The 23,951-nt window shown below is 72.6% G+C and carries 25 protein-coding genes; 11 read left to right on the top strand and 14 right to left on the bottom strand.

What is annotated here, in order from left to right; all coding sequences use genetic code 11:
• Positions 1-123 precede the first annotated feature (123 nt).
• The 4 genes from EI169_RS15540 to EI169_RS15525 all read right to left on the bottom strand — a co-directional run bounded on the left by EI169_RS15540 (position 124) and on the right by EI169_RS15525 (position 4,158).
• Complete coding sequence (locus EI169_RS15540) at positions 124-1,233, bottom strand: ABC transporter permease (protein ID WP_125133124.1); 1,110 nt, start codon at positions 1,231-1,233, stop codon at positions 124-126.
• Complete coding sequence (locus EI169_RS15535) at positions 1,230-2,114, bottom strand: ATP-binding cassette domain-containing protein (RefSeq protein WP_125133123.1); 885 nt, start codon at positions 2,112-2,114, stop codon at positions 1,230-1,232. The genes EI169_RS15540 and EI169_RS15535 overlap by 4 nt, the downstream gene beginning before the upstream one ends.
• 117 nt (positions 2,115-2,231) lie before the next feature.
• Positions 2,232-2,906 carry a response regulator transcription factor gene (locus EI169_RS15530; RefSeq protein ID WP_125133122.1) on the bottom strand — a complete coding sequence of 225 codons (675 nt, stop codon included), beginning with the start codon at positions 2,904-2,906 and terminating at the stop codon, positions 2,232-2,234.
• Positions 2,899-4,158 carry a histidine kinase gene (locus EI169_RS15525; protein ID WP_125133121.1) on the bottom strand — a complete coding sequence of 420 codons (1,260 nt, stop codon included), beginning with the start codon at positions 4,156-4,158 and terminating at the stop codon, positions 2,899-2,901. Before EI169_RS15525 ends, EI169_RS15530 begins: the two co-directional genes overlap by 8 nt.
• A 156-nt stretch (positions 4,159-4,314) precedes the next feature.
• Between EI169_RS15525 and EI169_RS15520 the strand changes: the two genes are divergently transcribed.
• The 4 genes from EI169_RS15520 to EI169_RS15505 all read left to right on the top strand — a co-directional run bounded on the left by EI169_RS15520 (position 4,315) and on the right by EI169_RS15505 (position 6,882).
• Positions 4,315-4,896, top strand: a complete 582-nt coding sequence (locus EI169_RS15520) for an NADPH-dependent FMN reductase (protein ID WP_240640494.1) — start codon at positions 4,315-4,317, stop codon at positions 4,894-4,896.
• Positions 4,897-5,084: 188 nt separating this feature from the next.
• Complete coding sequence (locus EI169_RS15515) at positions 5,085-5,519, top strand: VOC family protein (protein ID WP_125133119.1); 435 nt, start codon at positions 5,085-5,087, stop codon at positions 5,517-5,519.
• A gap of 3 nt (positions 5,520-5,522) precedes the next feature.
• On the top strand, positions 5,523-6,224 hold the full coding sequence (locus EI169_RS15510; RefSeq protein WP_125133118.1) for a helix-turn-helix domain-containing protein: 702 nt from the start codon (positions 5,523-5,525) through the stop codon (positions 6,222-6,224).
• Between the two features lie 34 nt (positions 6,225-6,258).
• On the top strand, positions 6,259-6,882 hold the full coding sequence (locus tag EI169_RS15505; protein ID WP_125133117.1) for a dihydrofolate reductase family protein: 624 nt from the start codon (positions 6,259-6,261) through the stop codon (positions 6,880-6,882).
• 111 nt (positions 6,883-6,993) lie between these two features.
• Here the strand turns inward: EI169_RS15505 and EI169_RS15500 are convergent, their stop codons facing one another.
• The 3 genes from EI169_RS15500 to EI169_RS15490 form a co-directional block, all read right to left on the bottom strand.
• Positions 6,994-8,226, bottom strand: a complete 1,233-nt coding sequence (locus EI169_RS15500; RefSeq protein ID WP_125133116.1) for a DUF6596 domain-containing protein — start codon at positions 8,224-8,226, stop codon at positions 6,994-6,996.
• A gap of 4 nt (positions 8,227-8,230) precedes the next feature.
• The gene (locus EI169_RS15495) at positions 8,231-8,656 is read right to left on the bottom strand and encodes a YciI family protein (protein WP_125133115.1); all 426 of its coding nucleotides are present in this window, start codon (positions 8,654-8,656) and stop codon (positions 8,231-8,233) included.
• 124 nt (positions 8,657-8,780) lie between these two features.
• Entirely contained in the window at positions 8,781-9,626 is an 846-nt protein-coding gene (locus tag EI169_RS15490) for an exodeoxyribonuclease III (RefSeq protein WP_125133114.1), read from the bottom strand.
• A gap of 132 nt (positions 9,627-9,758) precedes the next feature.
• Between EI169_RS15490 and pyrE the strand changes: the two genes are divergently transcribed.
• Positions 9,759-10,337: an orotate phosphoribosyltransferase gene (gene pyrE, locus EI169_RS15485; RefSeq protein WP_125133113.1), complete on the top strand. Its 579-nt coding sequence runs from the start codon at positions 9,759-9,761 to the stop codon at positions 10,335-10,337.
• Positions 10,338-10,559: 222 nt separating this feature from the next.
• Here the strand turns inward: pyrE and EI169_RS15480 are convergent, their stop codons facing one another.
• On the bottom strand, positions 10,560-11,132 hold the full coding sequence (locus EI169_RS15480) for a YdeI/OmpD-associated family protein (RefSeq protein ID WP_125133112.1): 573 nt from the start codon (positions 11,130-11,132) through the stop codon (positions 10,560-10,562).
• 8 nt (positions 11,133-11,140) lie between these two features.
• Positions 11,141-11,965, bottom strand: coding sequence for an HAD-IIA family hydrolase (locus EI169_RS15475; protein ID WP_125133111.1), 825 nt, complete (start codon positions 11,963-11,965; stop codon positions 11,141-11,143).
• Positions 11,966-12,025: 60 nt separating this feature from the next.
• Between EI169_RS15475 and EI169_RS15470 the strand changes: the two genes are divergently transcribed.
• A complete protein-coding gene (locus tag EI169_RS15470) occupies positions 12,026-12,970 on the top strand; it encodes an SDR family NAD(P)-dependent oxidoreductase (protein ID WP_125133110.1) in 945 nt (314 codons plus the stop codon).
• Between the two features lie 111 nt (positions 12,971-13,081).
• Here the strand turns inward: EI169_RS15470 and EI169_RS15465 are convergent, their stop codons facing one another.
• Together EI169_RS15465 and EI169_RS15460 are read right to left on the bottom strand one after the other, a co-directional pair.
• The gene (locus EI169_RS15465; RefSeq protein WP_125133109.1) at positions 13,082-13,717 is read right to left on the bottom strand and encodes a metal-dependent transcriptional regulator; all 636 of its coding nucleotides are present in this window, start codon (positions 13,715-13,717) and stop codon (positions 13,082-13,084) included.
• A gap of 8 nt (positions 13,718-13,725) precedes the next feature.
• A complete protein-coding gene (locus EI169_RS15460) occupies positions 13,726-14,985 on the bottom strand; it encodes an Nramp family divalent metal transporter (RefSeq protein ID WP_125133108.1) in 1,260 nt (419 codons plus the stop codon).
• Between the two features lie 88 nt (positions 14,986-15,073).
• Between EI169_RS15460 and EI169_RS15455 the strand changes: the two genes are divergently transcribed.
• Complete coding sequence (locus EI169_RS15455) at positions 15,074-15,724, top strand: TrmH family RNA methyltransferase (RefSeq protein ID WP_125133107.1); 651 nt, start codon at positions 15,074-15,076, stop codon at positions 15,722-15,724.
• 10 nt (positions 15,725-15,734) lie between these two features.
• On the opposite strand, the gene EI169_RS15450 is transcribed toward EI169_RS15455, so the two are convergent.
• Complete coding sequence (locus EI169_RS15450) at positions 15,735-17,060, bottom strand: MATE family efflux transporter (protein WP_240640493.1); 1,326 nt, start codon at positions 17,058-17,060, stop codon at positions 15,735-15,737.
• A 194-nt stretch (positions 17,061-17,254) separates the two neighbouring features.
• Between EI169_RS15450 and EI169_RS15445 the strand changes: the two genes are divergently transcribed.
• The 3 genes from EI169_RS15445 (at position 17,255) to EI169_RS15435 (ending at position 20,744) form a co-directional block, all read left to right on the top strand.
• Positions 17,255-19,219, top strand: coding sequence for a M13-type metalloendopeptidase (locus EI169_RS15445; RefSeq protein ID WP_125133105.1), 1,965 nt, complete (start codon positions 17,255-17,257; stop codon positions 19,217-19,219).
• 119 nt (positions 19,220-19,338) lie between these two features.
• Positions 19,339-20,223 (top strand): serine hydrolase, encoded by an 885-nt coding sequence (locus tag EI169_RS15440; RefSeq protein ID WP_125133534.1) that lies wholly within the window; start codon positions 19,339-19,341, stop codon positions 20,221-20,223.
• A gap of 29 nt (positions 20,224-20,252) precedes the next feature.
• Positions 20,253-20,744, top strand: coding sequence for a 2'-5' RNA ligase family protein (locus tag EI169_RS15435; RefSeq protein WP_240640492.1), 492 nt, complete (start codon positions 20,253-20,255; stop codon positions 20,742-20,744).
• 111 nt (positions 20,745-20,855) lie between these two features.
• Here EI169_RS15435 and EI169_RS15430 read toward each other — a convergent pair whose 3' ends face one another.
• Together EI169_RS15430 and purU are read right to left on the bottom strand one after the other, a co-directional pair.
• Positions 20,856-21,638 (bottom strand): hypothetical protein, encoded by a 783-nt coding sequence (locus tag EI169_RS15430; RefSeq protein WP_125133103.1) that lies wholly within the window; start codon positions 21,636-21,638, stop codon positions 20,856-20,858.
• 145 nt (positions 21,639-21,783) lie between these two features.
• Positions 21,784-22,662 carry a formyltetrahydrofolate deformylase gene (purU, locus tag EI169_RS15425; RefSeq protein ID WP_125133102.1) on the bottom strand — a complete coding sequence of 293 codons (879 nt, stop codon included), beginning with the start codon at positions 22,660-22,662 and terminating at the stop codon, positions 21,784-21,786.
• Between the two features lie 288 nt (positions 22,663-22,950).
• Between purU and EI169_RS15420 the strand changes: the two genes are divergently transcribed.
• Positions 22,951-23,937: an ABC transporter substrate-binding protein gene (locus tag EI169_RS15420; protein WP_125133101.1), complete on the top strand. Its 987-nt coding sequence runs from the start codon at positions 22,951-22,953 to the stop codon at positions 23,935-23,937.
• Positions 23,938-23,951 lie beyond the last annotated feature (14 nt).

Raw genomic sequence — 23,951 nt, 5'->3', positions numbered from 1 at the left:
TCCGCGCGGATGCGGCGCCTCAGCCGCGCAGCGCCTCCGCGAGCTTCAGCCGCGCAGCGCCTCCGCGAGCCTCAGCCGCGCAGCGCCTCCGCAAGCCTCAGCCGCGCAGCGCCTCCGCGAGCTTCACCCGCGCAGCGCCTCCGCGAGCTTGACGCGCGCGCCCATGCGCAGCAGCGAGTTGCGGTAGATGCGCGCGCCGACCCAGATGGCGCCGGCGCACGTCGCGACGAGCACGGCGAGGGAGATGAGCGGCTCCCACCACTGCGCCTGCCCGAGGTACAGGCGCAGCGGCATCGCGACGGGCGCCGAGAAGGGCACGTACGACATGACCGACAGCACGACGGGGTTGTCGTTGAAGAAGATCACGAGGAAGTACGGCGCCATGATGAGGATCGTCAGCGGCGACGTGGTCGCCCCGATGTCCTCCTGCCGCGAGACCATCGCGCCGGCCGCCGCGAACAGCGCCGCGAGCAGCACGAAGCCGAAGAAGAAGAACACCCCGAACCACACCAGGGGCGCGCCGAGGCCGGTCAGCACCTCCGTCTGACCCGTGACCGAGAGCCCCACCGAGGCGACGGCGGCCAGCGCGACGATCTGCGCCATCGCGAGCACCGTGTTGCCGACGACCTTGCCCGCCAGCAGCGCCCGCACCGGGATCGCGGAGATGAGGATCTCGACGATGCGCGTCTGCTTCTCCTCGACGACGCTCGAGGCGATCGTGCTGCCGAAGGTCGACGCGGCCATGAGGAAGACGATCCCGAAGCCGAGCGCCACGAAGTAGCGCAGGAGGCCGTCGGTCGCGCCGGCGGGGTCGAGGAGCTCGACCGGCGGCGTCTGGCTGAGCAGCTCGACCACCTCGGTGGGCGCACTGTCGTCGGCGAGGACCCTGTACCCGAACGACGTCGAGTCGTCGGGCACGAGCGCGGCCTCGACCGTGCCGTCGCGCACGAGGGCGGTGGCGTCGTCGACGCTGTCGGCGACGGTGACGTCGAGCCCGTCGACGCCGCGGGTCGCCGCCTCGGTCTGCGACGTCACGGCCACGGCCACGCCGTCGCCGGCCGACGCGGCGGCGAACCCGCCCCACAGCACGGAGGCGAGGGCGGCGAGGATGAGGATCGCGCTCGAGATCACGAACACCTTGCTGCGCAGCTTCGAGCCGATCTCGCGCTCGGCGACGAGCCACACGCTCTGCAGCTCGGTGGGCGCGGCGGGGGTGGATGCGGGAGCGCTCATCGGATGACCTCCTTGAAGATCTCGGCGAGGGTCGGATGCTGCGGCGCGAAGCTCGCCACGTCGCCGCGCTCGACGGCGGCACGGAGCACGCGCTGCGCGGCGGTGTCGTCATCGGCGTCGAACAGGGCGTAGCCGCCGTCGAAGTCGAGGACCATGACGCCCGGCTGCTCGCGCACCCACCCGGCGTCGCCGGCGGAGACGAGCTCGTAGCGGTGCGTGGAATGCTGCCGGCGCAGCTCTTCGCGGGAGCCCGCCGCCCGCACGGTGCCGCCGGCGATGATGACGAGGTCGTCGCACAGGCGCTCGACGACATCGAGCTGGTGCGACGAGAACAGCACGGCGGCGCCGGTCGCCGCCTTCTCCTGCAGCACCGCGGCGACGACGTCGACGGCGAGCGGGTCGAGCCCCGAGAACGGCTCGTCGAGGATGAGCACCTCGGGGTCGTGCACGAGCGCGGCGGCGATCTGCGCCCGCTGCTGGTTGCCGAGCGAGAGCGTCTCGACCGAGTCGCCCAGGCGCTCGCCGAGCCCGAGACGCTCGAGGAGTGCCTCGGCGCGCGCGGTGGCGTCGGCGCGGCCGTAGCCGTGCAGCCGTGCGAGGTAGGCGATGTGCTCGCCGACCTTCATCTTCGGGTACAGCCCACGCTCCTCCGGCATGTACCCGAATCGGCGCCGATCGGAGGTCGTCACCTCCGCGCCGCCGAGGCGCACCGACCCGGCATCCTTCGCGAGGACGCCGAGGGCGATGCGCATGGTCGTGGTCTTGCCGGCGCCGTTGCCGCCGACGAAGCCGGTGAGCCGGCCCGGGGCGACCGTGAAGCCGACGCCGTCGAGCACCCGGCGTCCGCCGTAGCTCTTGGTGATCCCGCGAAGTTCGAGCACGTGTCCTCCTTGGAGTCGCGACCGATCGGCCGCCGTGCTTCGACGCTACGGATCGGGCCGCGCCGCAGCATCCGCCCGGAGGGGGGTTCGCCGCATCCGCCGTGCGGGGGAGGCGCGTCAGACGAGGCCGCTGCGGTGCGCCCACACCACGGCGGCGACGCGATCGCGGGCGCCGAGCTTCTGCAGCACGTTGGACACGTGCGTCTTGACCGTCGCCTCGCCGATGAACAGTCGCGCGGCGATCTCGGCGTTGCTGAGCGCCTCCGACATGAGGCGGAGCACGTCGGTCTCGCGCTCGGTGAGCGCATCCGGGAGCGCCGGGAGGGCGCGCGCCGGGGCGGCACCGACGCTGCCGTCCGCCGACCCGGCGGCGAAGCGCGCGATCACGCGGCGCGTGACCTCGGGCGCGAGCAGCGCGTCCCCGGACGCGACGACGCGCACCGCGGCGACGAGCTCCTCCGGGCCCGCGTTCTTCAGCAGGAACCCGCTCGCGCCGGCTTCGAGCGCGGCGAACAGGTAGTCGTCGCGGTCGAAGGTGGTCACGATCAGCACCGCCGCGTCGATGGCCGGATCGGCGACGATCGCGCGCGTGGCGGCGAGGCCGTCCGTGCCGGGCATCTGCACGTCCATGCAGATGACGTCGGGGCGCAGGGCGGATGCGGCGGCCACGGCCTCGTCGCCGTCCGCAGCTTCGCCCACCACGGCGATGTCGTCGTGCAGCGACAGGATCGTGCGGAACCCGGCCCGCATCATGGCGTGATCGTCGGCGAGCAGGACGCGGATCTCAGGCATCGGCGCGCATCCGTTCGGCCAGCGGGATCGCGGCGCGCACGAGCCATCCGCCGCGGGCGCGCGGGCCGGCCTCGAGCGTGCCCCCCGAGGCGGCGGCGCGCTCGCGCATGCCGAGGCGGCCGAGTCCCGGCTCCGCCGCGGTCGCGTGGCCCGTGTTCGCGACCTCGAGCTCGATGCCGTCGCGCACGTAGCGCACGCGCACGTCGGCGGTCGCGTCGGGCCCCGCGTGCCGGCGGGCGTTCGTGAGCGCCTCCTGCGCGATGCGGTACAGGTTCAGCTGGACGAGGTCCGGCACGGGCGTCTCGTCGCCGACGACCGACAGCGTCGTGGGCAGGCCGGCGGCGCGCGCCTCCTCGACGAGCGCCGGCAGATCGGCGAGGCCCCGTGCGGGCGCGTCGGACGGCGCGGGCGACGCCGCGCCGTCGGGCGTGCGGAGGGTCTCGAGCAGGTGGCGCAGCTCGCCGAGCGACGCTCGCGCGGAGTCCTCGACCCCCTGCAGGAGGTCGCGGGCCTTGTCGGGATCGCGCGCCATCACGGTGCGGGCGGCTCCCGCCTGCACGCCCATGAGCGACACGTGGTGCGCGACGACGTCGTGCAGCTCGCGCGCGATGCGCACGCGGTCGAGCGCCACCGCCTGGGCGGCCGTGCGCTCGCGCTCCGCCTCGAGCTCGCGCGTGCGCTGCTGGAGGGCGCGGCGTTCGCGGCGGCGTGCGTACGCGGCCTCGCCGAAGTAGTACGCGCCCCCGAAGTACAGCGCGTTGATGAGGATCATCAGCAGCGAGTACGCGACGAAGGGTGAGAACGCGCCGGCACGCGAGAAGGCGTCGTCACCGACCTGGTCGGCGGGGGTCGTCGCATCCTGGTACATCGTGACCGTCAGCCACACCGTCATGCCCAGGATGATCGCGACGCGCACGATGAGCGCGCGACGACGATCGTCCGACCACGCGCCGACGGTGTACAGCGCGATGAACATCGCGATGTTGCCGGCGTAGAGCTCGGGGATGCGCAGGGTCACGGCGGTGAAGTACGCCGCCGACACGACGACGGCGACGACCGACGGCCAGCGCCGCCGCACCGCGAGCGGTGCCGCGAGCACGACGGCGTAGGCGATCGCCCAGCCGAGGTCGGCCTGGCCGTCGCCGTAGAGCCCGGCGACGGACGACAGCACGGCGCTGCCGACGGCGCCGACGAAGAGCGCCGCCGCGAGGATCGCGTCGCCGCGCTGCGGGGCGCGGGTGAGGCGGGTCATGCCTCCACGCTACGAGCCGGGTCGGGCCGCCGCATCCGCCGCGCGACGGAGCCGGAGACGAGAACCTGGAAGAAACCTATGCGTGGGAATGGATCCGCGGTGGGCGCCGTTGTAGAACGCGACATCGGGAACATCCCCAACGGAAGGACGACACTCGTGACGTACACGATCGGCTACATCGTCGGCAGCATCTCCAGCACCTCGATCAACCGGCGCCTGGCGAAGGCGCTCGAGGCGGTCGCCCCGGAGGGCACGACCCTCGTGGAGATCCCGATCAAGGACCTGCCGTTCTACTCGCCCGACTACGACGCGGACTTCCCGCAGGTCGCGCGCGACTTCAAGCAGGCCATCGCCGACGTCGACGGCGTCATCATCGTCACGCCCGAGTACAGCCGCTCGATCCCGGGTGTGCTCAAGAACGCGCTCGACTGGTCGGCCCGCCCGTGGGGCCACGGCTCGTTCGACGGCAAGCCGGTCGCGATCATCGGCACGTCCGGCGGCCCCATCGGCACCGCCGCGGCCCAGCAGCACCTGAAGGCCGTGTTCAGCCACTACAACGCGCCCGTGCTCGGCCAGCCCGAGGGCTACGTGCAGTCCAAGCCCGGCCTGTTCGGCGAGAACGGCGAGATCAGCGACGACACGACGGCGGGCTTCCTGCGCTCGTTCCTCGAGGCGTTCGAGCACCTCATCGCCCGCTACGTGCCGGCGCGCGAGCTCGCCGACTCGCACGCGGCCTGACCCGCGGCATCCGGCGCCCTCATCGTCGGAGAATCACGCGAACGTCGGAGCATCCATCCCGGATGCTCCGACGTTCGTCGTTTCGCCCGACGAGGCCGATTGCTTGCTCTTGACAAGCTTGCTTGCTTTTCCCAAGTATGTGGCCACGCGCCGACGTCGGGCCGGCGCGACGAATGAGAGAGTTCCCCATGACGCACATCTTCGTGAACGTGGCCACCGAAGACCTGGACCGCTCGAAGGCGTTCTACACCGCGATCGGCGCGACCCTGAATCCGCTCTTCACGGATGAGAACGCCGCGTGCGTCGTGTGGGACGACAACATCCAGATGATGGTGCTGCGGCGCGACTTCTTCGCCACCTTCAGCGACCGGCAGATGATCGACCCGCGTGTGTCGGTGCAGGCCTTCATCGGCCTCAGCCGCGACTCGCGCGACGACGTGGACGCCACGATCGCCGCGGGCGAGAAGGCAGGCGGCAGCGAGTACGGCGAGCCCGACGACTACGGCTGGATGTACAGTCGCAACCTCGAAGACCCCGACGGCAACCTGCTCTCCTTCATCTGGATGGATCAGGAGGCGGTGGAGAAGGGTCCGGCCGCGATGGAGTACCAGCCGGAGCACTGACCGATGGCGGCGCGCAGCTACGGGCAGTACTGCGGGGTCACGACCGCGGTGGAGCTGATCGGCGAGCGGTGGGCCATGCTCATCGTGCGCGATCTTCTCGTCGGACCGCGGCGCTACACCGACCTCAAGCAGGGCCTCCCCCGTATCCCGACGAACATCCTCTCCGCGCGGCTCAAAGAGCTGCAGGAGGGGGGCGTCGTGCGCCGCGTGCCGCTCAAGCACTGCGGGCTCGTGTACGAGCTGACGTCCTACGGCCGCGAGCTGGAGCCGATCGTGCTCGCGCTCGGTCGCTGGGGGTTCGCGCAGATGGGCGAGCCGGAGGAGGGCGACGTCGTCACCGGCGACTCGCTCACGATGGCGCTGCGCACCGCTTTCCGCCCCGACGTCGCGGTCGGGCTGGAGCCCGCCGACTACGAAGTGCACGTCGGCGACGTCGCGCTCCGCGCGGTCGTGGTCGGCGACACGCTGACCGTGCACCGCATCGCACCGGCCATGGCGCCGGTGGGCGGACGGATGCCGGACGGCGAGCCGGATGCCGTCCTCGTGGCCGGTCCCGGCATCCGGGAGGTCATCGCCGGCGACGTGACGCCGGGTGAGGCGATCGACCGCGACCTGGTCGCCGTCGTCCGGGGCGAGCCGGCGCTGCTCGAGCGCTTCGCGGCGACCTTCCACATCGACGCGCCCCACCGGGACGCGGTCGCCTGATGCGGCGCCCGGCCGCCACGACGAAGGAGTCAGCATGACCGGCACCATCCAGATCGACCTGTTCAGCACCCTCGACGGCGTCATGCAAGCGCCGGGCGGTCCCCAGGAGGACACCTCGGGCGGCTTCGCCTACGGCGGCTGGCAGGCGCCCTTCCAGGACGACGCGATCGGGGAGCGCATCATCGCCGGCATCCGCGGCATGGACGCGCTGCTGCTCGGCCGGCGCACATACGACATCTTCGCGGCGTACTGGCCGGCCTTCGCGGACGACCAGCGTCCGGAGTTCGAGATCGCGAGGAAGTTCAACGCGATGCCGAAGTACGTCGCGACGCGCGGCGACCGGGAGCTCACGTGGCACAACTCGCACCGGCTCGGGCCCGACCTCGCCGCCGAGATCGCGGGTCTGCGCGAGCGGCACGCGGACGTGCACGTCGTCGGCAGCATCGACTTCTCGCGCACGCTCGTCGCCGAGGGGCTGTTCGACGTGCTGAACCTCGCGATCTACCCGATCGTGCTCGGCGCGGGCAAGCGCCTCTTCCCGGAGTCGGGCGGCGCGCGCGGCCTTCAGCTGCTCGAGCCGCCGGTCAGCGGCTCCGCGGGCGCGACATGGCTGCGGTACGGCCCGGGCGAGCCGGTGCGCACCGGCGACATGACCTGACGCGACTCGCCGCATCCGCCACTCGAACGTCGGAGGAACGCACGAACGTCGGAGGAATCCGCGTCGATCCTCCGACGTTCGTCGTGTCCTCCGACGTCGCGTCCGGGCGGGTCAGCGGAGGGCGGCGATCTTCGCCTCGAGCACGGCGCGCTGCCGCTCGTTCGCGGTGAGACCGGCGGCCACCGTCAGCTCGGCGCGGGCCTCGTCGGCACGGCCGAGGCGGGTCAGCAACTCGCCGCGCACCGACGGCAGCAGCGGCGATCCGCGGAGGGCCCCCGCATCCGCGATCTCGTCCACGATGCGCAGCGCCGACGCGGGCCCCGTCGCCATCGACACCGCGACGGCGCGGTTGAGGTCGACGACGGGGCTCGGCGAGATGCGGCCGAGCGCCTCGTACAGCACGACGATGCGCGCCCAGTCGGTGTCGTCGACGGATGCGGCGACCGCATGGCATTCGGCGATCGCGGCCTGCAGCTGGTAGGGGCCGCGGCCGCGGCGCCGCGCGTCGGCGCGGGCGAGCAGCGCGCGTCCGCGGGCGATCGCGGAGCGATCCCAGCGGCGCCGATCCTGGTCGGCGAGGAGGATCGGCTCGCCGTCGGCGTCCTCCCGCGCCGCGAAGCGGGACGACTGCAACTCCATGAGGGCGAGCAGCCCCAGCGCTTCGGGTTCGTTCGGCAGCAGGCGCGCGAGGATGCGGCCGAGGCGGATCGCCTCGCTCGCGAGCTCCGTGCGGATCCAGCGCTCGCCGCTGCTCGCGGCGTAGCCCTCGGTGAAGACGAGGTAGATGACCGCCAGCACGGCGTCGAGCCGGCTGCGCCACTCCGTCTCGTCGGGGATCTCGAACGGCACGCGCGCGGCGGCGAGCGTCTTCTTCGCACGGACGATCCGCTGCTGCGTGGTCGCGACCGGCACGAGGAACAGCCGCGCGATCGCGTCGCTGCCGAGACCCGCGACGACCTTGAGGGTCAGCGCGAGCTGCGCCTCGCGCGAGAGCACCGGGTGACAGGCCGCGAAGACCAGGCGCAGCAGATCGTCGTCGATCGGATGCCAGTCCGTCTCGGCGACGTCCTGTGGGTCGTGTGCCGCCAGACGGTACTTGTCGTCGCGCGTCGCCGCACGCCGCCATCCGTCGATCGCGCGCCGCTTGGCGACCGCGGTCAGCCATGCTCCGGGGTTGTCGGGCACGCCCTCGCGCGGCCAGACGTCGAGCGCCGCGGCCACCGCATCCTGGGCGAGGTCTTCGGCGGTCGGCAGGTCGCCGACCACCCGCGCGAGCGTCGCGACGATCCGGGCGCCTTCGATGCGCCAGATCGCCGCAACGCGCGCGCCGACGTCTTCGGTCATGGCCTCAACGGGCGCTCTGCTGCTCGCGCCAGCCCTCCTCCTTCTGAATGAACTCGTTGTCGGCGAACGCGGCGAAGTCGGTCTCGTCGGTGACACGGCGCACCTCGAGCTTGTTGCCGGCGATGAGCGGCGCGCGGCGCGCCCACTCGATCGCCTCGTCGCGCGTGGCGACCTGGATGATCCAGAAGCCGTTGAACAGCTCGTGGGTCTCGCCGTAGGGGCCGTCGGTGACGGTCAGCTCGCCCTTCGCCCAGTCGACGACGAACGCGTCGCGGAGGTCTTCGGCCAGGCCCTCGCCGGCGACGAGCACGCCGGCGTTCATCATCGCCTCGTTGTAGGCGCCCATCTGGTTGATGATCTGGTCGAAGGGGATCTTCTTGTACTCGGCGTAGGCCTCGTCGGTGCCGCGCATGATCAGCATGAACTTCATCGGGGTGCTCCTCGGTCGTGCTCGTCTCGAGCGTTCGGTGGGGCCGCTTCTGCGTGCCCTCACCGATACGTCGAACCAGCCTCGCCGAAATCGACAGCGGCCGAGAAGTTTTTTCCGGATGCGGTCAGCCGAAGATCATCGGGCGGTCGGCCTCGTCGTCGGGGCCGCTGAGGTCGAGGTCGACGACGACCGGAACGTGGTCGCTCGGCGCCTCGCCCTTGCGCTCGTTGCGGTGGATCTCGGCGCCGGTGACCGCTCCGGCGAACGTGTGCGAACCGAGGACGAAGTCGATGCGCAGACCCTCGTTGCGGGGGAAGCGCAGCTGCTTGTAGTCCCAGTAGGTGTAGCCGGTGGGCACGAGGGGGCGGACGACGTCCGTGAGTCCCGCCGACGCGAGCGCGGCGAACGCGGCCCGCTCGGGCGGCGAGACGTGGGTGGTCGCGCCGACGACGACGGTCGGGTCGCCGTTGTCGGCGTCGGTGGGGGCGATGTTGAAGTCGCCCGTGAGGGCGAGCGCCAGGTCGGGGGAGGCGCCGAGCGCGTCGAGGGTGTACTGCTGCAGCGCGCTCAGCCAGTCGAGCTTGTACAGGTAGTGCGGGTCGTCGAGCGAGCGGCCGTTGGGCACGTACAGACTCCACACGCGCACCCCGCCGACCGTCGCGCCGATCGCGCGCGCCTCCTGCGGTGCATCCGGGCCGTCGTGCCCCTTCGCGAAGCCGGGCATGCCGGGGAAGCCGATCTCGACGTCGTCGAGCGGCTGGCGGCTCGCGATCGCGACGCCGTTCCACTGGTTGAGCCCGTGCGCGGCGACCGTGTATCCGGCCTCCTCGAACGCCGCGTACGGGAACTGCTCGGTCTTGCACTTGATCTCCTGCATCGCCAGCACGTCGATGTGCTCGCGCACCGCGAAGTCGACGATGCGGGGCACGCGAGCGCGGATGGAGTTGACGTTCCAGGTGGCCAGGCGCATGGCTCCCAGCCTAGGCGCGGCCGCCGACGCCGCCCGCCCGCCGAAAGTGCACCGCAACGGCGAGAGTGCATGTTCGCCGGAGCGGGTTCGGCGCGGCGGTGCACTTTCGCGGCGGTCCGTAGACTCGGGGGCGTGACCGCCGCCTCCACGCCCGAGCTCGAAGCCGACCGCCAGGCCCTCATCGGCCTCATCGAGGACGAGGCGGTGTTCCACGGCGACTTCACCCTCTCCAGCGGCAAGAAGGCGACATACTACGTCGACATGCGCAAGCTCACGCTCGACCACCGTGCGGCTCCCGCGATCGGACGCATCATGCTCGATCTCATCCGCGACCTCGACGGCGTCGTCGCCGTGGGCGGCTTGACTCTCGGCGCCGATCCGATCGCGAACGCCGTGCTGCACGAATCGGTGCGCGCGGGCACGCCGCTGGACGCGTTCGTCGTGCGCAAGGAGCCGAAGGACCACGGGCGCGGGCGCCAGATCGAGGGCGCGGATGTCGCGGGCAAGCGCGTCGTCGTCGTCGAGGACACCTCCACGACCGGCCAATCGGCGCTGAAGGCCGTCGCGGCGCTGCGCAAGGAGGGCGCCGAGGTCGTCGCGGTCGCCGTGATCGTGGACCGCAAGACCGGCGCGCAGGCCGCCGTCGAGGCGGAGGGCCTGCGCTGGCTCGCCGCGATCGACCTCGACGACCTCGGCCTCCAGCCCCAGTAGCCGCGCCCGGCGCTCGCGTCTCATCGCGCGCTGCATGTCCCACTTCGTGCCGCCTCAGCCCGCCATTTCCGCTGAAAGCGGGGCACGCTGCGGGGAAAGGGCGGATGCGGCGGGGTCAGTCGTTGCGATCGTTGCGGAAGTAGCGCACGGCCTGCCAGATCAGCACGACGAGCGTGCCGGCGCCGGTGATGAGCGCCACGACGAGCAGCGGCGTGGTGTCGGTCACGGCCGACGGCCTTCCGCCGCATCCGCGACGATCTTCGCGATCCGCGCTGCGCGCGTCTCGGGTCGCTTGGCCATCGCGATGTTCGTCAGGCCGAGCTTCTTCGCCGACATCGGAAAGGCGTCCCAGTTCGCGCGGGCCGCGGGCACCGCGTCGAGCGCCGCGGTGAGCTCGGGTGGCTCGATGCCCGCTTCGGGCCCGTCCAGCATCTCCCACGCCCCGTTGGCCTTGGCCACCTCGAGGGCCCGGATGCCGGCGGGCCGCAGCCGCCCCTCCGCCTCGAGCCGCGCGATGCGCGCCTTGTTCGTCGCGGCCCATCCGCTCGAGGGGCGGCGCGGCGCGAACCACAGGCCGGAGGTGCGCTCGTCGAACACGCGCACGGGGCCGTCGATCCACCCGAAGCACAGCGCCTCGAGGATCGCCTCCTCGTAGCCGATGTGCGCGGCGGAGTGCTCGCCGCGACCGCGGACGAGCCATGCGCCCTTCGACGACGCGTGGTTGTCCTCGAGCCACGCGCGCCACGCCGCCGCATCCTGTGCGACCACCTTCTCGCCGTCGTCCAGCGCGCCCACGCGTCCCCCTACAGTCCGAGCGTCGGGTCGGCGTCGGGCAGCTCCGATTCGACCGGTTCGTCGCGCACGAGTTCGGCGACCGAACCCAGGATCTCGTCGGGGCGGAAGGGGTAGCGCTCGACCTCGGCCGGGTCGCTGATGCCGGTGAGGACGAGGACCGTGTGCAGGCCCGCCTCGATCCCCGCGACCACGTCGGTGTCCATGCGGTCGCCGATCATGCCGGTGACCTCCGAGTGCGCGCCGAGGCGGTTCATCGCCGAGCGGAACATCATCGGGTTGGGCTTGCCGACGACGTACGGCTCGCGCCCCGTCGCCTTCGTGATGAGGGCGGAGATCGCGCCGGTCGCCGGCAGCACGCCCTCGGTCGAGGGGCCCGTCGCATCCGGGTTCGTCGCGATGAACCGCGCGCCGTCGCGGATGAAGCGGATCGCCTTGGTGATCGCCTCGAACGAATAGTTGCGCGTCTCGCCCACGACCACGTAGTCGGGCGCGGTCTCGGTCATGATGAACCCGGCCTCGTGCAGCGCGGTCGTCAGGCCCGCCTCGCCGATGACGAAGGCGGATCCGCCGGGCATCTGCGACGCGAGGAAGTCGGCGGTCGCGAGGGCGGAGGTCCAGATCGAGGCCTCCGGCACGACGAGGCCCGACGCCCGCAGCCGCGCGCTCAGATCGCGCGGCGTGAAGATCGAGTTGTTCGTCAGTACGAGGAACGGGGTGCCGTCGTCGCGCCACTGCTCGAGCAGCTTCGCGGCGCCGGGGATCGGGACGTTCTCGTGCACGAGCACGCCGTCCATGTCGGTCAGCCAGCACTCGATGTCTGCCCGCGTGCGCATGGCCTCAGCCTATGCCCCGAGCCTCCCGTCGAGAGGGCCCGGCGGCAGTACCGTGGGACCGTGACGCGCGCCGAATGGGACCCGACCTCGCTGCCCGATCTGTCCGGGCGCACGTACCTGGTCACCGGCGCGACCGCCGGCCTCGGCTTCTTCTCGAGCGAGCAGCTTGCGCGCGCGGGGGCGACCGTGATCGTGACCGGTCGCAACCCGAACAAGCTCGCCCACGTGCGGGCGACGCTCGCCACGCGGGTGCCGGATGCGGCGGTCGAGACGCTGCTGCTGGACACCGCCAACCTCGGCTCGGTGCGTGCGGCCGCAGCCACCGCTCGCGCCCGCGGCCGGTTAGACGGCCTGCTCCTGAACGCCGGCATCGTGCATCCGCCGAAGAGGCGCGAGACGGTCGACGGCAACGAGCGGGTGTTCGCGACGAACGTGCTCGGCCACTTCGCGCTCGCCGGGGAGCTGCTGCGGCCGCTGGCCGCCGCGGGCGGACGCATGGTGTGGCTCGGGTCGATGTCGACGACGCTGTGGCGCTACGACCCCGTCGACCCGCAGCTGGTCGACGACTACTCGCCGTGGCGTGCGTACGTGCAGTCGAAGATGGCGACCACGGCGCTCGGCTTCGAGGCCGATCGTCGCCTGCGGGCGCAGGGCGTTGCGGTCTCGAGCGTCGTGGCGCACCCGGGCTACGCCACGAGCGGGCGCACGCGCGGCATCCGGGGCGTCAACGAGCCGTCGCGGCTCACGCGGTTCGTCGACAACCTGCAGGCGCCGATCGCGCAGTCGAAGGAGACCGCGGCCGCGTCGCTCGTGCGCGCGCTGGTCGACCCGACGATCGAAGGCGGCGAGTACTGGGGTCCGCGCTTCGGCGGCCGCGGCGAGCCGCACCGCGCCCGCGCGACGGCGCTGGCATCGCGCCCCGCGGTGGCCGAGCGCCTGTGGCGCGTGTGCGAGCAGGCGTCGGGGGTGCGCTGGCCCTTCGCCGCCGCATCCCGTCTGTCCTGACCCGCGGCCGGCCGCCCTCAGCCCGCACTCGCTGCGCGAGCCCACACTCCTCGCGCGACGGAAGGGGTGGTCTCGGCGGTCGAGTGTGGGTCGACGGATGCAGCGGAGCGCTCAGGCCGTGAGCCATACGGCGTCGGCCGCGCCGGCGGGCAGCGTCACGGCGCGGCCGTCGACGCGCACGGAGCCCTCGGCGCCGACCTCGACCTCGTGCCCGACGTCGACGCCCGCGTCCACGAGCGCTCGGAGCAGGTCGGGGTCACGGTCGCTCACGCGCAGAACGCGCCCCGCGTGCCCGGCCGCGGCCGCCCCGAGCAGCACGAAGGCGGCGCGGTCGACGCGGCCCGCCGCATCCGGGATCGCATCGCCGTGCGGGTCGAAGCGCGGGCGGCCCAGCCGCTCGTCGATGCCCTCGAGGAGCCGGTCGCTGAGCGCGTGCTCGAGCACCTCGGCCTCGTCGTGCACCTCGTCCCAGCCGTAGCCGAACTCCTGCACGAGCCACGTCTCGATCAGGCGGTGTCGGCGCACGACCGCGGCGGCGCGCCGCTCGCCGGCGGCGGTGAGCGCGATCGGTCCGTACGGCCGATGCGTCACGAAGCCCTGCGCGGCGAGCTTCTGGACCATCTCCGTCACGCTCGACGGCGCGAGCCCGAGCACGGCAGCGAGCTGCGAGGGCGTGATGCGCTCGTCCTGCCACTCGGTGTGCGCGTAGATCGTCTTGAGGTAGTCGTCGACCGCGGGAGAGGGCACGCTTCAGGCTATCCGCCGGTGAAGACGAGCCACAGGAGGATGCCGTTGAGGGTCACGAGGAACACGGATGCGACGACCCCCGCCGCCGTCGTGAGCGGCCGGTTGCGGTGCTCGCCCAGCACGTCGCGGCGCGCCGTCACCGCCACGAGCGGGATGAGGGCGAACGGGATGCCGAACGACAGCACGACCTGGCTGAGCACGAGCGCCAGGGTCGGGTCGACGCCGATGGCGAGGATCACGAGCGCGGGGACGAGCGTCACGAGCCGCCGCGCGACGAGCGGCACGCGCACGCGCAGCAGGCCGTGCATGATCTCGGCGCCCGCGTAGGCGCCCACCGACGTCGAGGCGAGGCCGCTCGCGAGCAGTCCGACGGCGAAGAGGGTCGCGACCATGCCGCCGAGGTTCTGCGCAAGGGCGGCGTGCGCGCCCTCGAGGGAGTCGGTGCCGGGCACGCCGGCGAGGTTCGCGGCGGCCAGCAGCAGGATGCAGAGGTTCACGGTGCCTGCGATCGCCATCGCGATCGTCACGTCCCAGCGCGTCGCGCGCAGCAGCCGGCGCGTCCCGAACCCGGCGTCGGAACCGCCGGAGCGGAAGCGATCGCGCGCGAGGGCGGAGTGGGCGTAGATCGCGTGCGGCATGATCGTCGCGCCGAGGATCGAGGCGGCCAGCAGCACCGAGTCGGTGCCCTCGAAGCGGGGGAGGAGGCCGCCGACGACGGCGCCGCCGTCGGGCGGGGCGATGAACACGCCGTAGGCGAAGCCGATCGCGATGATCGCGACGAGCCCGATCACGACGAACTCGAACGGCCGCGCGCCCCCGCGCGACTGCAGCACGAGCAGCGCGAGCGAGACGACGCCGGTTGCGAGGCCGCCCCACACGAGTGGCACGCCGAAGAGGAGGTTGAGCGCGACGGCGCCGCCGATCACCTCGGCGATGTCGGTGGCCATGGCCACGAGCTCCGCCTGCAGCCAGTACGCGCGCCGGCCCCACGGCGACCGGATGCGGCGGCCGAGCGTCTCAGGCAGGCTCAGGCCCGTCACGATGCCGAGCTTGGCCGAGAGGTACTGGATGAGCCATGCCATGACGTTGCCGATGACGACGACCCACACGAGCAGGTAGCCGAAGCGCGCGCCCGCGGTCATGTTGCTCGCGACATTTCCGGGATCGAGGTAGGCGACGCCCGCGACGAACGCCGGCCCCAGCAGCCACGCGACGCGCCGCGTCGACGCGCCCCGCACCGCGGCCTCTCGCACCTCCGTTTTCGGCATGCCGAAAACCTAGCGGATCTTTCGGGAGCCCGAAACCTCCCGGCCCCCGCCTGTGCCGCCGCATCCGGCCGGCCGATACCGTGAGGGGGTGACGGATGCGGCGGGCGCGGGCGATCGCGAGGACGACGAGCCGCGGCTGCCCGTGGGGGTCGGCCCGTGGCCGGGCGGACCCGACGCCTGGCCGGACGACGACCGCTACGACCCCGAGCTGCTGGCCGAGGGCGACCGGCGCAACGTCGTCGACCGCTACCGGTACTGGCGCATGGCAGCGATCGTCGCCGACCTCGACGAGCGCCGGCACCCCTTCCACGTCGCGATCGAGAACTGGCAGCACGACCTCAACATCGGCTCGATCGTGCGCAGCGCGAACGCGTTCCTCGCCGCCGAGGTGCACATCATCGGCAAGCGGCGCTGGAACCGCCGGGGCGCGATGGTCACCGACCGCTATCAGCACGTCCGCCATCACGACGACGTCGCGGCCTTCGCGGCGTGGGCGGATGCGGCCGGCCTGCCGGTCCTCGCGATCGACAACGTCGACGGCTCGGTGCCGGTCGACCGCGCCGAGCTTCCCGAGCGCTGCGTCCTGCTGTTCGGTCAGGAGGGCCCGGGGCTCTCGCCCGAGGCGCTCGCCGCCGCATCCGCCGTCGTGGAGATCACGCAGTACGGCTCCACGCGCTCGATCAACGCGTCGGCCGCGGCGGCCGTCGTCATGTACGAGTGGTGCCGCCGCTGGGCGTGAGGGCGGTTCGTCAGACCGCGATCGCCATCCATGTGCGGCCCCGCACGCGCCAGCCGAGCGTGACGAGCCGCGCGAGCATGTAGGCGCCGAAGAACGCGGCGCCCAGCCACACGAGCCTCACCGCGCCGGAGCCGGCGAACGCGATGACGAGCGCGAGCGCGGGGGCGTACACGAGCAGGTTCAGCCCGCCGGCGATCGCGAGGTAGCGCGCGTCGCCGGCGCCGATCAGCACGCCGTCGAGCACGAACACGACGGCCGAGACCGGCTGGGCGACCGCGAGCACGAGGAGTGCCGGCTGGATGAGCGCGGCGAGCGCGGCGTCGCCCGTGAAGACGATGCCGATGACCCCGGATGCGGCGGCGATGACGCCGCCCACGAGCACGCCGAACCACACCCCCCACGCGGTCGTGCGGCGAAGCACCCGCTGCACCTCGCGTTCGTCGCCGGCGCCGAGGCCCTTGCCGACGAGGGCCTGCGCGGCGATCGCCAGGGCGTCGAGCGCGAACGCGGCCGCCGAGAAGATCGTGAACACGACCTGCCACCCGGCGAGCTCGTCCGGACCGAGGCCGGTCGCGACGGCGACCGTCGCGAGGAGCGCCGCGCGCAGGCTCACGGTGCGCAGGAACATCCAGCCGCCCGAGCGGGCCGATCCCCGCACGCCGTCGCGCTGCGGGCGGACGGAGGCCGCGTGCCGGCGCGCGAGCCTGCCCACGACGAGCACGTAGGCGCCCACCATCGCCCACTGCGCGAGCACCGTGCCGAACGCGGATCCGGCGATCCCCCAGCCGAACCCGTAGATGAGGAGGAAGTTGAGCACCGCGTTCGCCCCGAAACCGGCCCCGGCGATCCACAGCGGCGTCACCGTGTCCTGCATCCCGCGCAGGAGCCCGGTCGCGGCGAACACGATGAGCATCGCCGGCAGCCCCCACATCGAGATGCCGAGATACGTGACCGCCTGCGCGGCGACGGCGGGCTCCGCGCCGAACAGGCCGACGAGCCACGGCGTCGTGAGCGACCCGGCGAGGGCGAGCGCCGCGCCGATCGCGAGGGCGAGCCACATGCCGTCGATCCCGACCGACACGGCGCGGCCGGGTTCGCCGGCTCCGAAGCGCCGCGCGACGGCCGGCGTGGTCGAGTACGCGAGGAAGACCATGAGGCCGACGATCGTCTGCAGCACCGCGGAGGCGATCCCGAGGCCGGCGAGCGGCGCGACGCCGAGGTGGCCGATCATCGCGGAGTCGACGAGGAGGAACAGCGGTTCGGCGATGAGGGCGCCCAGCGCCGGCACGGCCAGGCGCAGGATGTCGCGGTTGAGCGTGTCGCGCCGGGTGGTCACCCGTCCGAGCCTAGGGCGCGCCGCCGACCCGGTCCTCCGGCGCATCCGCCGCCCGTGGTGCGTGAATCGGCGGCTGAGGGAGCCGATTCCCGCAACTCGCGGATGCGGCGCCAAGCGCCACACGAGCACCCGCGTGCCGACGACGCGGCCGGGCTCTCGGCCGGCGCGGAGATTCGGCGGCCTATCCTGGACGGATGACCGACACCCCCCGTTCGGGTCTTCAGCTGGAGGAGCTCAGCGACGAGATCCGCCCGCAGGACGACCTCTTCCGACACGTCAACGGCCGCTGGCTCGAGCGCACCGAGATCCCCGACGACAAGGCCCGCTGGGGCTCGTTCCACCTCATCGCCGAGCAGGCGGAGAAGGACGTGCGCGCCATCATCGAGGAGGCCCAGGGCGCCGAGCCCGGCACCGAGACGCGCAAGATCGGCGACCTGTACACGAGCTTCATGGACACCGCGCGCATCGAGGAGGTCGGCGTGAGCCCGCTCGCCGACCAGCTGGCGGCCGCCGATCGGGTCGACTCCATCCCGAGCCTTCTGCGCACGATCGGCGAGCTCGAGCGCGACGGCATCAGCGGTCTCATCGCCCTGTTCGTCGAGCCCGACCCGGGCAACCCCGAGCGCTACATCCCGGTGTTCTACCAGGGCGGCATCTCGATGCCCGACGAGAGCTACTACCGGCTCGAGAACTTCGACGAGACCCGCACGGCGTACCGCGCGCACATCGAGCGCATCCTCGGCCTCGCGGGCGTCGCGGATGCGGCGGCCGCCGCCGATCGCGTCTTCGCGCTCGAGACGGAGCTCGCGACCCACCACTGGTCGCGCGAAGACAGCCGCGACGCGGTGAAGACGTACAACCTGCGGACGTGGGAGCAGGCGCTCTCGCTCGCCGGCATCGACCTGGCGCCGTGGCGCGAGGGCATCGCCCCCGGGCACCCCGACGCGTTCGCCGAGGTCGTCGTGTACCAGCCGAGCTTCCTCGAGTCCTTCGGCACGCTGCTCGTGGAGGAGCGGCTCGAGGACTGGAAGGCGTGGCTGCGCTTCAAGATCGTGCACGCCGCGGCGGCCTTCCTGTCCGACGACTTCGTCGCCGAGAACTTCGCGTTCTACGGCACCCAGCTGACGGGGGTCCCGGTCAACCGCGAGCGCTGGAAGCGCGCCGTCGGCCTCGTCGAGGCGGCCATGGGCGAGGCCGTCGGCCGCGTCTACGTCGAGCGCCACTTCCCGCCCGCGGCGAAGGAGGCGATGGACGAGCTCGTCGCGAACCTCGTCGAGGCCTACCGGCGCAGCATCCGGGAGCTCGAGTGGATGAGCCCGCAGACGCGTGAGCGCGCGCTCGCGAAGCTCGACGCCTTCACGCCGAAGATCGGCTACCCGGTGCGGTGGAAGGACTACTCCACCCTCGAGATCGACGCGGGCGACCTCGTCGGCAACGTGCGGCGCGCGCACGTGTGGGAGCACGACCGCCAGCTCGCGAAGGTCGGCCAGCCGATCGACCGCGACGAGTGGTACATGACGCCGCAGACGGTCAACGCGTACTACAACCCGCTCATGAACGAGATCGTGTTCCCCGCCGCGATCCTGCAGTACCCGTTCTTCGACGTCGAGCGGGATGCGGCGGCCAACTACGGCGGCATCGGCGCGGTCATCGGGCACGAGATCGGTCACGGCTTCGACGACCAGGGCAGCCGCTTCGACGGCGACGGGTCGCTGCGGGACTGGTGGACCGAGGCCGACCGCGCAGCGTTCGAGGAGCGGACCGCGGCCCTCATCGCGCAGTACGACGCGCTCGTGCCGCAGGGGCTGGCCGACGAGCACCACGTCAACGGCGCGCTGACGATCGGCGAGAACATCGGCGACCTCGGCGGCCTCGGCATCGCGATCACGGCATACCGCCTGTCGCTCCAGGGCGCCGACGAGCCCGTCATCGACGGGTTCACGGGTCTCCAGCGGCTGCTGTTGAGCTGGGGGCAGATCTGGCAGCAGAAGTCGCGCGAGGCCGAGGCGATCCGACTGCTCACGATCGACCCGCACTCGCCGAACGAGTTCCGCTGCAACCAGATCGTGCGCAACGTCGACGCCTTCTACGACGCCTTCGACGTGACGCCGACCGATGGGCTGTGGCTCGATCCCGACAAGCGTGTGACCATCTGGTAGTCGCCTGCCATTCACCCAGATCTGCTGAACTGCTCATCCCGGATCGAACGAGGAGCACTGCGGTGGGAACGGTCCCCGAATCGCCTCGAGACACACCGCTGCGAGCGGGGGAGCCGACGCTGCGCGCGTCAGGGCGCGAGGGCGGGCGCCGCCCCGCGCGGCGCACGGGCGCGGGGCGGCGGTCGTTCACGTCGACGCTGCGGGCGCTCGACGACCTCGCCGCATCCGGCGCCCGGGTCGCGGTGCGCATCGACGACCTCGACCGCGGCACGACCGTGCTCGCGGGCGACGACAACGACACGCTTCCGGTCGGCGGCCTGGGCGTCGTGCCGCTGCTCGTCGAGGTCGCCGCGGCGTTCGAGGACGGCCGCCTGAACCCGCTCGACATCGTCGACCGCTCCGCGCTCGACCCCGTCGCGGTGGCGGGGGTGTGGCAGCACCTCAAGGCGCCCGCGCTGCCCCTCATCGACGTCGCGGTGCTCGCCGCATCCGTCGGCGACGCGCTCGCCGCCAACGCCCTGCTCGAGCGCGTCGGCCTGCCGGCGGTGCGCACGCGTCTCGAGGCGCTGGGCCTCGGTCGTTCGGCGCTGCTCGACCGGTTCCGCGACCGGCGCGGACCCGACGACGCACCGCGGGTGGCGCTGTCGTCGGCGCGCGAGCTCGCGTCGCTGTTCGCGGGCCTCGTGAACTCGCGCATCGTCGACCCGCGTGTGAGCGCGCAGGTGTCGGAATGGCTGAGCCTGAACACCGATCTGAGCCTCGTCGCCTCGGCGACCGGACTCGACCCGTTCGCGCACGAGAACGACGACCACGGTCTGCTGTTCGTCAACAAGACCGGTCGCGACGACGGCGTCCGAGCCGAGGCCGGCGTGCTGGCCGGACCTCGCGCGGGCGTGTCGTACGCGCTGATCGTGTGCTTCGACGACCTCTCGATCGCGCACCGGCTGCGCGCGCACGACGCGTTCCGCGTGCTCGGTCTCGAGCTCATGGAGTACGTCTTCTGACCGGCGCGCCGATCGTCAGCGTCGAGATCGTGCCGGATGCGGCGCTCGAGGCCGCCGTCCGCGCCGAATGGGACGCGCTCGCCGCGGCCGGGCTCTCGAGTGCCGGCGCGCACACCGGTGCGAGCAACCGCCCGCACGTGACGCTCCTCGTGCGCGATGCGCTCGCGGCTTTCGACGCTGCGCCGCTGCTGCGCCGCCCCGTGCCGCTCGTGCTCGGCGCGCCGATCCTGTTCGGTGCGGGGGAGTGGCGCGTGCTCGCGCGCTCGGTCGTCCCCTCGCCCGAGCTCCTCGCGCTCCACGGCGCCGTCCACGCCGCCGCGGGGCGGGGCGACGATCGCCCCCACACCGCGCCGGGCGCGTGGACGCCGCACGTCACGCTCGCGCGGCGCCTGCGCGTCGCCGACCTCGAGCGCGCGCTCGCCGTCGTGGGCGGCGAGCTCGCCGGCGCCGCGGCGTCGCTGCGGCGGTGGGACGCCGCATCCGCGACCGTCACCGACCTCGGCGCCTTCCCAGGCTCCTGAGCCGCGCCCCCATGCGGGAGCGCCTCGGGAGGAGATTCGCCCTGCGGAGGGCGGATTGGGCGATTCGGCCCTCCCGTGCCCGGATCCCCTCCCCGAGCGCGCCGCCGCGGCTCACTCGGAGCGGATGGCGTAGACCGTCTCGGAGAGGGCGAAGGCCGAGCCGGGGGCGCGGCCGGGGGCGACCGGGCCGATCGCGACGGTCACGTCGTCGCTGAGGCCGACCGAGATGCCGCCCGTGGTCGGTGACCATTCGCCGCAGCCGGCGCTCGGGCCCGTCGCGGGCGACACCGTGACGAGGCACACGGATGCGCCGGGGTCGACGGCGCGCGCGAGGAAGACGTCGACGCCGTCTATCCGGGCGACGAAGCGGGTGGAGCCGGGGTCGATGAGCAGTCCCGACGCGTTCATGGCGTCTTCGTCGGTCGCCGGCCGGGCGAGCTCGGGCGGTCCGCTCGCGCCAGACTCCGGCGGCGGCTCGTGTCCGACGGCCCATCCCGCCGCTCCGCCTACCGCGAGGCACACCGCGGCGACGACGGGCAGCAGCCACCGCCGCGCCGTGCGGGGCTTCGCCGCCGATGCGGCGGCCGACGCGGCGGGGTCGGGCGACGGCGGATGCTCCGCCTCGGCGGCGGTCGCCGCATCCGACCCGCGCCCGGGCAGCGCGGAGGGCGCCGCCTCCCGCTCGCGTGCGTCCGTGGAGTCGGCGGCCGGGGCGGGGTGCGCCGCGGCCGGTGCGGGGGGCGGGGCGGCTCCCGGCCGCCGTGCGGCCGCCCGCCGGTCCTCGAGCTCGCGGAGTCGGTCCGCCTCCTCGGCCGACAACGGGCGGTCGACGCCGCGGCCGTACGCGCGCTCGCTCAGGGCCCGGTGCTCGGCGCGCTCGCCCTCGCTCAGCATTGCTCGATTCTCGCGCACGCCCCTCCACCCGGGCGCGTCCGCCCCGGCCGACGCCTCGGGAGGAGATCCGGCGTGCGGAGGTCGAATCGCGCGAATTCGCCCTCCCGAAGCGGGATCTCCTCCCGAGCAGCGCCCGGGCCCGGCGTCAGAAGACGATCGTGTGGTTGCCGTGGCGGATGACGCGGTCCTGCGCGTGCCAGAGCACGGCGCGCGAGAGCACCTGGCGCTCGACGTCGGCGCCGCGGCGGGCGAGCTCGGCGGCGGAATCGGCGTGGGTCACCCGCACGGTGTCCTGCTCGATGATCGGGCCCTCGTCCAGGTCGCCGGTCACGTAGTGCGAGGTCGCGCCGATCAACTTGACGCCCCGGTCCTTCGCCTTCTTGTACGGGTCGGCGCCGATGAAGGCCGGCAGGAACGAATGATGGATGTTGATGACCGGCACGCCCAGGCGCTCGAGGAACGCGGGGGAGAGGATCTGCATGTACCGCGCGAGCACCACGACGTCGACGTTGCCGACGAGGAGCTCGAGGATCTTCTCCTCCGACGCGCTCTTGTCGGGGCCGGCGACCGAGGGGACGTGGAAGAACGGCACGCCGAACGAGCGGACGTCGTCGGCCGAGGTGGTGTGGTTGGAGATGACCATCGGGATCGTCACGGGCAGATCGCCGCGCCGGTGCCGCCATAGCAGGTCGAGGAGGCAGTGGTCCTGCTTCGAGGAGAGGATCGCCATGCGCTTGGGCACCGACTGGTCGGTGAGGGTCCACTCGAGCTCGAAGCCCTGCCCGAGCGTGCGCGCGAGATCCTCCTCGATCGCGGGGATCGACGCCGCGAGATCGGGGCGGTGGAACACGACGCGCTGGAAGTAGGCGCCGCCGCGCGGGTCGTCGGAGTACTGGTCCAGGGCGACGATGTTCCCGCCGTTGCGCGCGATGAGGGTCGAGACGGCGGCGATGATGCCGGGGCGGTCGGTGCCGTGGACGATGAGGCACGCGTGATCGGCGAGGGGCGCGGACGGAGAGGCCATCCGTTCATTCTGCCGTGCGTGCGGCATCGCCCCGCGTCGTGTGACGGGGGCCGACCGCGCCGCCTCGCAGGGTGTGCAGCTATGCACCCCGCCCCGCGTTCACGCAGGCGCACGGCGCCGAAAATCGTTTATCGAAAATCTGACGCCCGTCGAGAAAACCTTGACAGTCGACGACTCTACGGGCGACCATGATGACCAATCCGGCAGTGTCGCCGTGAGGTGATGCGCATCGTCGCCCAGGCACTGGCGTTGCCGGAGGATTCGTCCGCCGTCACGAAAGGCCCTCCGATGAAGAAGAGTCTCGCCCCGCTCATCGTGCTGGCCGTCGCCGCCCTCGCCCTCAGCGGATGCAGCGACTCGGCCGCCTCGCCCTCTGCCGCGCCGTCCGGCAGCGGCGACGCCGGAGGCGAGACGCGCGCCGTGCGCGTTGCCGCCCTGCCGATCGCCGAGACCGGCGCCCTGTGGGCCGCGATCGACGCGGGCATCTTCGCCGAGCACAACCTCGACATCGAGGTCGTTCCCGCGCAGGGTGGCGCGCAGGCGATCCCCGCCCTCCTCAGCGGCGACATCCAGTTCGCGATCGGCCAGCCCTTCGGCCCGTTCCGGGCCGACCTGCAGAACCTCGGCATCGTGATGATCGGCGACTACGCCGACAGCATCGCCGACGGGCCCGACGTCAACGCGGTCGTGGCGCTCGCCGACTCCGGCATCACGGGCCCCGCCGACCTGGCAGGCAAGCGCGTGTCGGTCAACAGCCTGGGCGCTGCGGGCGACGTGACGATCATGAAGGCGGTGCATGACGCCGGCGGCGACCCCTCGACCATCCAGTTCGTCGAGGTCGCCTTCCCCGACGCCCCCGCGCAGCTCGAGGCGGGCAGCATCGACGCCGCGTGGGTGCCGGATCCCTTCATGTCGATGGTGGTCGGCGGCGGCGGCACGAAGGTCGTCTCGCCCTACCAGGCGACCATCCCGGGCCTGTCGGTGCTGACCAACATCACGACGCAGAAGCTGCTCGACGAGGACCCGCAGCTGGTCGCCGACTACTCCGCCGCGATGGAGGAGGCGCTGACGTGGGCGAGCGAGAACGAGCAGGCCGTGCGCGACGCGATCGCCACGAACCTGAAGATCCCCGCAGAGGCCGCCGCCGGCATCACGCTGCCGAGCTTCACGTGGGACCTCGACGTCGACAACCTGCAGAAGCTCGCCGACACGGCCGTCGAGTTCACGGTGCTCGACAAGGCACCCGACTTCGACCGTCTCGTGCAGCAGCAGTAAGCCGCATCCGGAAC

Origin of the sequence: Microbacterium sp. 10M-3C3, assembly GCF_003931875.1 — a bacterium.
Classification (GTDB): Bacteria; Actinomycetota; Actinomycetes; order Actinomycetales; family Microbacteriaceae; genus Microbacterium.
The sequence above is the reverse complement of the archived record's forward strand: the minus strand, read 5'-3'. Positions and strand labels throughout refer to the sequence as shown.